6 protein-coding genes are annotated in these 8,070 nt (G+C 59.3%); all 6 read left to right on the plus strand.

All coding sequences use genetic code 11. The features are described from left to right. Positions 1-1,801: RHS repeat-associated core domain-containing protein (locus BFP89_RS26390; RefSeq protein ID WP_141689141.1), on the plus strand; the 1,801-nt coding region annotated here is incomplete at its 5' end. Beyond that, positions 1,798-2,208 carry a hypothetical protein gene (locus BFP89_RS26395; protein WP_065888377.1) on the plus strand — a complete coding sequence of 137 codons (411 nt, stop codon included), beginning with the start codon at positions 1,798-1,800 and terminating at the stop codon, positions 2,206-2,208. The genes BFP89_RS26390 and BFP89_RS26395, both read left to right, overlap by 4 nt. Positions 2,209-2,740: 532 nt before the next feature. Next, on the plus strand, positions 2,741-2,983 hold the full coding sequence (locus BFP89_RS26400; RefSeq protein WP_003176346.1) for an exodeoxyribonuclease VII small subunit: 243 nt from the start codon (positions 2,741-2,743) through the stop codon (positions 2,981-2,983). Then, positions 2,980-3,867 carry a (2E,6E)-farnesyl diphosphate synthase gene (ispA, locus tag BFP89_RS26405; RefSeq protein ID WP_065888378.1) on the plus strand — a complete coding sequence of 296 codons (888 nt, stop codon included), beginning with the start codon at positions 2,980-2,982 and terminating at the stop codon, positions 3,865-3,867. The genes BFP89_RS26400 and ispA overlap by 4 nt, the downstream gene beginning before the upstream one ends. Before the next feature lie 110 nt (positions 3,868-3,977). Next, complete coding sequence (gene dxs, locus BFP89_RS26410) at positions 3,978-5,876, plus strand: 1-deoxy-D-xylulose-5-phosphate synthase (protein ID WP_065888379.1); 1,899 nt, start codon at positions 3,978-3,980, stop codon at positions 5,874-5,876. 141 nt (positions 5,877-6,017) lie between these two features. Then, positions 6,018-7,892 (plus strand): TonB-dependent receptor domain-containing protein, encoded by a 1,875-nt coding sequence (locus BFP89_RS26415; protein WP_065888380.1) that lies wholly within the window; start codon positions 6,018-6,020, stop codon positions 7,890-7,892. Positions 7,893-8,070 lie beyond the last annotated feature (178 nt).

Genomic DNA, 8,070 nt, shown 5'->3' on the forward strand with positions numbered 1-8,070 from the left:
ACTGGACTACCACCCCAACGGCCTGATCCGACAGGAAACCGGCTTCGACGGCCAACGCACCGCCTACGCCTACGACCTCAACGGCAACCTGCTGGAAAAGACCGAACACGGCGACGACGATAGTCAGCTGGTTACCCAATACGAGCGCGACCACGCCGGTCGTCTTGTAAGAAAAACCCTCCCCGATGGCAATACGGTCGACTACACCTACGACCGCCAGGGCAACCTCCTCAGCGTCGAAGACGGCCACTGGGCGCTGGCCTACGAGTACGACAAACAAAACCGTCTCACTGCTGAACATCAGGGCTGGGGCACCTTGCGCTATGGCTATGACGCCTGCGGCCAACTTCAGCATTTACGCCTGCCGGATAATAACTGTCTGACCTTCAACCACGACAAAGGCGGCCACCTGGCCACCGTCGAGCTAAATGGCTCACTGCTGACCTCCCACCTGTTCCATGCAGGTCGCGAACACCAACGCCAACAAGGCCAACTGCTCAGCCACTACCACTACGACGACCAAAACCGCCTGCACGCCCACGCCGTCACCCAGCAAGGAAACCACCTTTACCAACGCCAATACGACTACGACAAAGCCGGCAACCTCACCCGCCTGCTCGACACCCGCAAAGGCGAACACCGTTACCGCTACGACCCGCTAAACCGCCTGACCCGCGCCGATCACTCGCAAGACGTACAGGAGCGTTTCGGCCACAACCCCGCCGGCAATTTGCTTATGCAAGACAGGCCGGGCCCCGATATCGTGGCTGGCAATCGCCTGATGATCCAAGGCGATCACCATTACGACTATGACGCTTTTGGAAATCTAATAAGAGAACGGCGCGGCAAAGGTCATTCACTCGTCACCGAATACCGCTACGACTGCCAGCACCGGCTGATTGGCGTCACCAAGCCCAACGGCCAAACCGCGAGCTATCGCTATGACCCGTTTGGTCGACGCATCAGCAAAACCATCGAAGAGAAAACCACGGAGTTCTTCTGGCAAGGCGACAAGCTGATCGCCGAACACCATGCCGACCGCCATCGCAGCTACCTCTACGAATCCGACAGCTTCCGCCCGCTGGCACTGCTGGAAGGCTTCGGGCCGGAAGACGTAAAGCCCTACTACTACCAACTCGACCACCTCGGCACACCGCAGGAACTCACCACCCCCGACGGCGAAATCGCCTGGTCCGCCCACTACCGCGCCTACGGAGAAATCAGCCGCCTCGACGTCGGCAAAGTCGACAACCCACTACGTTTTCAAGGCCAGTACTTCGACCAGGAAAGTGGCCTGCACTACAACCGGCATCGCTACTACAATCCGGATATTGGTCGTTACCTGACGCCCGATCCGGTGAAGTTGCCAGGAGGGATCAATGCGTACCTATACACGCTCAATCCTACGGGGTGGATTGATCCGCTGGGTCTGGCGTGTACGCGGGGCAATTGCCCAGGACGGCAAAGCCAAAGCTCTCCTCGATATGGAGAAGGACCGCCGAAGGTAGGGAATTCAACTCATTCCGCCACCTACGAGCAAGCATTGAACAAAGCACTTGAGTGGTTACTGGAAAATGACTTTCGGGCGAAAAAAACAAAACTAGGAAAATTTGGCGAGCGCAAAGGTCAGCCCATCGGCATGCAAACGACTGATGCAAGGACAGGTTATCGTGTTGAATATGACGAGAGGCATGGCGCTCACATTAATGTATGGACTCACAAAAAAAATGGCCCCCACTACACTTTTGAGGGCACGTCAAAAACTGTACTTCAACTCACAAAAAGGTTTGCAAAAAAATGAGCTATCTTGACGAAGAAATAGTCAAAGACCTCAACCGGCTGAATATCGAATTCGATATCCCAGCAGAAGTCGAACACGACTTAATTGTTGAAAAGATTAATGCAACCGTTCCTTTCTCCGGAAATCAAATAGCTTGGAGCCTATTTAAGGAAAACACCTATGTCGGCCCCTCCTCATTACGACCTACGTTAGAGATGCTAGAGAAAAAAATAAAAGCAGCCACTACACGCGATGTAATTTTCATCGGCGACGCAACCGACAACGCCTATTCAATTACATGCAGAGACCTCATGCAATCACTGCAAATTTTTTCAAAAATACCCCAACATACTTACATACTTCAAAAACAGCTTGATTGGATTGCCTGTATTTCATTTGAGGGCGACGTTGATTTTGCAAGAATATAGCTTATGCGAAAAGCCAACCTATATTGCTTAAAAATTTGCACTCTACCAACAACCATCTATCAAGTTTAAATTAAAATATAAATAAACAATGTTTCTTCTGACCAAAGCATTGAATTTATTGAGCTCACGACAAAGAAACTCGGCTTTGTGAAATTGAGCGAAACCGCCATTCATCCATACCCAACAAACACGTGAACACGGCTTCAGCCGCGCTGCTGCCTATTAAACTCTGAGAAATTGCTCCAAGGGAGCCAGGAGCCATGAGCCAAATCTGCTGCACAATCGGCTCATCAAATGAGCCGAATAGCCCCCCTATTCGGCTCACCCAGGCGCTCCCTCATGGATCATCCCACTGAATCTGGCCACACGGCACCTGACCTACCATAAAAAAATGCTAATAGGCCTACCCGGAGGCGGCCGCAGCACGTGTTATCAGATCAATCCCACCTACGAGCAACAGCCCCACTCATTTGCCCCAATCCCCCATGTCTGCTAGTGTCGCGCCGGTTTACCGTCTACCGGAATTGCCGCCATGGCCCGCAAAAAAGTTGCACTCGATTTCGAACAATCCCTCGCCGACCTGCAAACCCTGGTCGAGCGTCTGGAGAACGGCGAGTTGTCGCTGGAAGACTCGTTGACGGCGTTTGAGCAAGGCATCGGCCTGACGCGTGACTGCCAGAGCGCGTTGGCGCAGGCTGAGCAAAAAGTGCAGGTGTTGCTTGAGCGCGACGGGGAGTTGGCCGAAGAACCTTTCGATGCGGAACAACCCGAATGATCGATGCGTATCAGGCCAGTAGCCAAGCCCGGGTAAATGCGGCGCTGGAGCCCTTGTTTGTTGCGCCGAGCCCGGAAATGAAGCGGCTTTACGAGGCCATGCGCTACAGCGTGATGAACGGTGGCAAGCGTGTGCGCCCGTTGCTGGCGTATGCCGCGTGTGAAGCGCTGGGTGCGCCTGCCGAGCAGGCCAATGGCGCAGCCTGTGCGGTAGAACTGATTCACGCCTATTCCCTGGTACATGACGATCTGCCGGCGATGGACGACGACGATCTGCGTCGCGGCCAGCCGACCACCCATAAAGCCTTTGATGAAGCCTATGCGATCCTGGCCGGTGATGGCCTGCAGAGCCTGGCGTTCAGCGCATTGCTGGACCCGGCGCTGAGCAGCGTCAACGCCGAGACCCGCCTGCGCATGGTCACCACCCTGGCCCTGGCCGCAGGCCCGGCCGGTATGGTCGGCGGGCAGGCGATCGACATGGGTTCGGTCAGCCTCAAGCTGGATCAGCAAGCCCTGGAACACATGCATCGTCACAAGACCGGCGCGCTGATCGAAGCCGCCGTGCAACTGGGCGCCCTGGCCAGCGGCCGGGCTGAAGCGGCGCAATTGGCGGCGCTGCAAACCTATTCACGGGCTGTCGGCCTGGCCTTCCAGGTGCAGGACGATATCCTCGACGTGGAAAGCGACACCGCCACCCTCGGCAAACGCCAGGGCGCCGATATTGCGCGGGACAAGCCGACCTATCCTGCGCTGCTCGGGCTTGCGGCCGCCAAGGCCTACGCCCTGGAGCTGCGCGATCAAGCCCTGGACGCCCTGCGACCTTTCGACGCGGCGGCTGAGCCGTTGCGTGATCTGGCGCGGTATATCGTCGAACGTCGCCACTGACACGTGCGGCCATAAGCGCCGCAAATCGGCCAAGTTCGCCCCTCCGCGTGGGCAGTTTGCAATGCTTGAGGTAAACTGCCGCCTCTTCTATACCTATAACGATTCGCCTGATGCCCACGACGTTCCAAGAGATTCCCCGCAAGCGCCCGTCCACGCCCCTGCTCGACCGCGCTGCCACGCCGGACGGCCTGCGTCGACTGGGTGAAGCCGAGCTGGAAACCCTGGCCGATGAACTGCGCCTGGAATTGCTCTACACGGTCGGCCAGACCGGTGGGCATTTCGGTGCCGGGCTGGGCGTGATCGAGCTGACCATCGCCCTGCACTACGTATTCGACACCCCGGACGACCGGCTGGTGTGGGACGTGGGCCACCAGGCGTATCCGCATAAAATCCTTACCGGCCGTCGCGAGCGCATGGCCAGCCTGCGCCAGAAGGACGGTATCGCCGCCTTTCCACGCCGTTCGGAGAGCGAGTACGACACCTTTGGCGTCGGCCACTCCAGCACCTCCATCAGTGCAGCGCTGGGCATGGCGATTGCCGCCCGCCTGCAAGGCAGTGAGCGCAAGGCGATCGCGGTGATCGGTGATGGCGCGCTGACCGCCGGCATGGCCTTCGAAGCGCTGAACCATGCGCCGGAAGTGGATGCCAACATGTTGGTGATCCTCAACGACAACGACATGTCGATTTCGCGCAATGTCGGTGGTTTGTCCAATTACCTGGCGAAAATCCTCTCCAGCCGCACCTACGCCAGCATGCGCGAAGGCAGCAAGAAAGTGCTGTCGCGTCTGCCCGGCGCGTGGGAAATTGCCCGTCGCACCGAAGAATATGCCAAGGGCATGCTGGTGCCCGGCACCTTGTTCGAAGAATTGGGCTGGAATTACATCGGCCCGATCGACGGCCATGACCTGCCCACCCTGATCGCCACGCTGCGCAATATGCGTGACCTCAAGGGCCCGCAGTTCCTGCATATCGTCACCAAGAAGGGCAAAGGCTTCGCCCCGGCGGAAGTCGACCCGATCGGTTACCACGCGATCACCAAGCTCGAGCCCCTGGACGCCCCCGCCGCTGCGCCGAAAAAGGCCAGCGGTCCGAAATATTCCGGCGTGTTCGGCGAATGGCTGTGCGACATGGCCGCCGCCGACCCGCGCCTGGTAGGCATTACCCCGGCGATGAAGGAAGGCTCCGACCTGGTGACCTTCAGCGAGCGTTTCCCGCTGCGCTATTTCGACGTGGCGATTGCCGAGCAGCACGCGGTAACGTTCGCCGCGGGCATGGCATGTGAAGGCGCCAAGCCGGTGGTCGCGATTTACTCGACCTTCCTGCAACGCGGTTATGACCAGTTGGTGCATGACGTGGCGGTGCAGAACCTCGACGTACTGTTCGCCATCGACCGCGCCGGCCTCGTCGGCGAAGACGGCCCGACCCATGCGGGCAGTTTCGACCTGTCCTACCTGCGCTGCATCCCCGGCATGCTGGTCATGACGCCGAGCGACGAGAACGAATTGCGCAAGATGCTCAGCACCGGCCACCTGTACAACGGCCCCGCTGCCGTGCGCTACCCGCGCGGCAATGGCCCGAATGCGGTGATCGAGAAAGACCTGGAGCCGATTGAAATCGGCAAGGGCCTCCTGCGTCGCCAGGGCAGCAAGACGGCCTTCCTGGTGTTCGGCGTGCAACTGGCCGAAGCCTTGAAAGTCGCGGAGAAACTCGATGCCACCGTGGTCGACATGCGCTTCGTCAAACCACTGGATGAAGCCCTGGTGCGCGAGATTGCCGGTAGTCACGAACTGCTGGTGGCGGTCGAAGAAAACGCCATCATGGGCGGCGCCGGTGCGGCGGTCAGTGAATTCCTGGCACGGGAGAATATCCTCAAGTCGGTGCTGCACCTGGGCTTGCCGGATATGTACGTCGAACACGCCAAGCCGGCGCAGATGCTGGCTGAATGCGGGTTGGATGAAGCCGGTATCGAGGCCTCGGTGCGCCAGCGTTTGGCGCTTCTGGCCCTGTAGAAACCGGGACTAAATGTGGGAGGGGGCTTGCCCCCGATAGCGGTGTATCAGTACCAGATGTTCTGACTGACACACTGCAATCGGGGGCAAGCCCCCTCCCACATTTTGATGTGTACCCCCTTCAAACGCTATGGACAGCCCATGAAACGCCTGAGCCTTGCCCTGCTGCTGCTACCCTGCGCCGATCTGCTCGCCGACACCCGCGATCAGGCCTTGAAACTCTCCGACGTGGTCATCAGCGCCAACCGCCAGGTGCAGGCACGTAACGACAGCAGCGCCGCCAACACCGTCTTCACCCGCGCCGATATCGACCGCCTGCAGCCCGACAGCGTTACCGACCTGCTCAGCCGCGTGCCCGGGGTACAAGTGGCGCCCACCGGTGGACGTGGCAGTCTGCCGGGCATCTACATTCGCGGTACAAAATCGGCGCAGAGTCTGGTGCTGGTGGACGGCCAGCGCATCGCCAATACCACCTCCGGCGACAGCGGTCTGCAATACCTCAACGTCGACCAGATTGAGCGCGTGGAAGTGCTGCGCGGCTCACGTTCGGTGATTTACGGCAGCGATGCGATCGGCGGGGTGATCCAGGTATTTACCCGACGCAACGCCGAGCAAGGCCTGCAACCTCGGGTGAAGCTGGGCTTTGGCAGCCACCGGACCTGGGAGCGCAGCGTCGGCCTGTCGGGCGGCGATGAACAGACGCGCTTCAACCTGGGCGCCAGCCTGGATGAAACGGCCGGTATCAACTCGACCCATCAGTCGTTTCCCAGCGATGGCGACCACGACGCCTACCGCAACCAGTCCCTGAGCCTGAACCTCAGCCACTCGTTCAGCGATGCGCTGGAGCTGGGCTTCAACCTTTTGGATAACCGCGGCAAGTCGGAGTACGACAACAGCTTCGGGCGCTACGACTTCGCCACCGGGCAAAGCTTCGGCCAGAAACCCTACACCGATTACACCGTCAGCAGTGCCAGCGGCTATGTCGACGCCACCCTCAGCGAAGGCTGGCAGTCGCGCCTGGAGCTGGGCCACAGCGAAAACCGCGACACCAAGCGCGACACCCTCAGCGATGATTTCAGCGTGTTCAATACCTACCGCGACTCGGTCAACTGGCAGAACGACCTGACGCTGAACGAGCGCAACAGCCTGATCGTCGGTGGCGACTGGTACGAAGACCGCTTCCACGGTTCCACCGCGTTTACCGAAGACAGTCGCTGGAACCGTGCCGCCTTCGTACAGCATCACTTTCACGGTGAATGGTTTTCCACCGAACTGGGCCTGCGCCGCGACCAGAACCAGCAGTTCGGCGGCCAGAACAGCTGGAGCGGCACGCTGACAGTGCCGATCAACCCTGACAACGACGTATTGCTCAGCTACAGCGAAGGCTTTCGCGCACCGACCTTCAACGATCTCTATTACCCCGACACGCAATACAGCAACCCCAACCTGCAGCCTGAGACGTCAAAAAGCTACGAGGTGCAATGGCGCAGCCAACTGGCGGACAGCACACGCCTGGAAGCCTCGCTGTACCGCACCGACCTGAGCGATGCGATCATCCTCGACGGTGGCAAGCCGCAGAACGTGGCATCGGCGCGAATCAATGGTGTTGAAGCGGCGCTCAAGCAGGAGTTGTTTGGCTGGCAAGGCAACCTGGGCGTGTCGTTGATCGACCCGCGTGACCGCGACAGCGGCCATACCCTGGCGCGCCGCGCACGGCGCACCTTGAACCTGGACCTGGATCGGCAGTTCGATAAGGTCGGTGTGGGCGCGAGCTGGCAGGCGATCAGCAGCAGCTACGATGACGAAGCCAATCGTAATCGCCTGGGCGGCTATGCCTTGCTGGGGCTGCGAAGCAGTTGGGCGTTGAACCGCGAGGTTTCGTTATCGCTTAAGGTCGATAATGTGCTGGACAAGTCTTACGCGCGGGCGAAGTACAGCTACCTCGAGGGGTATCAGAATTATCGCGAAGCAGCCCGGACGTGGATGCTCGGGGTAACCTGGACACCCGAGATTTGAGTTGCCTGAACCGGCGTCATCGCAGCATGCTGCCAACACAATACCAGTCCCCCCAACCGTAACCACGATGCGAAGCGAGCCGCCCTTGATCTTGATCTGCTTTTGATCTCAGGCGCCCCGTTAAACCACGCTGGCCGAACGCAGGCTTGAATCCGTGGGTAACCCGGCAGGACGCCGG

The sequence above is a fragment of the Pseudomonas sp. 31 R 17 genome, assembly GCF_900004915.1.
GTDB lineage: Bacteria > Pseudomonadota > Gammaproteobacteria > Pseudomonadales > Pseudomonadaceae > Aquipseudomonas > Aquipseudomonas orientalis_A.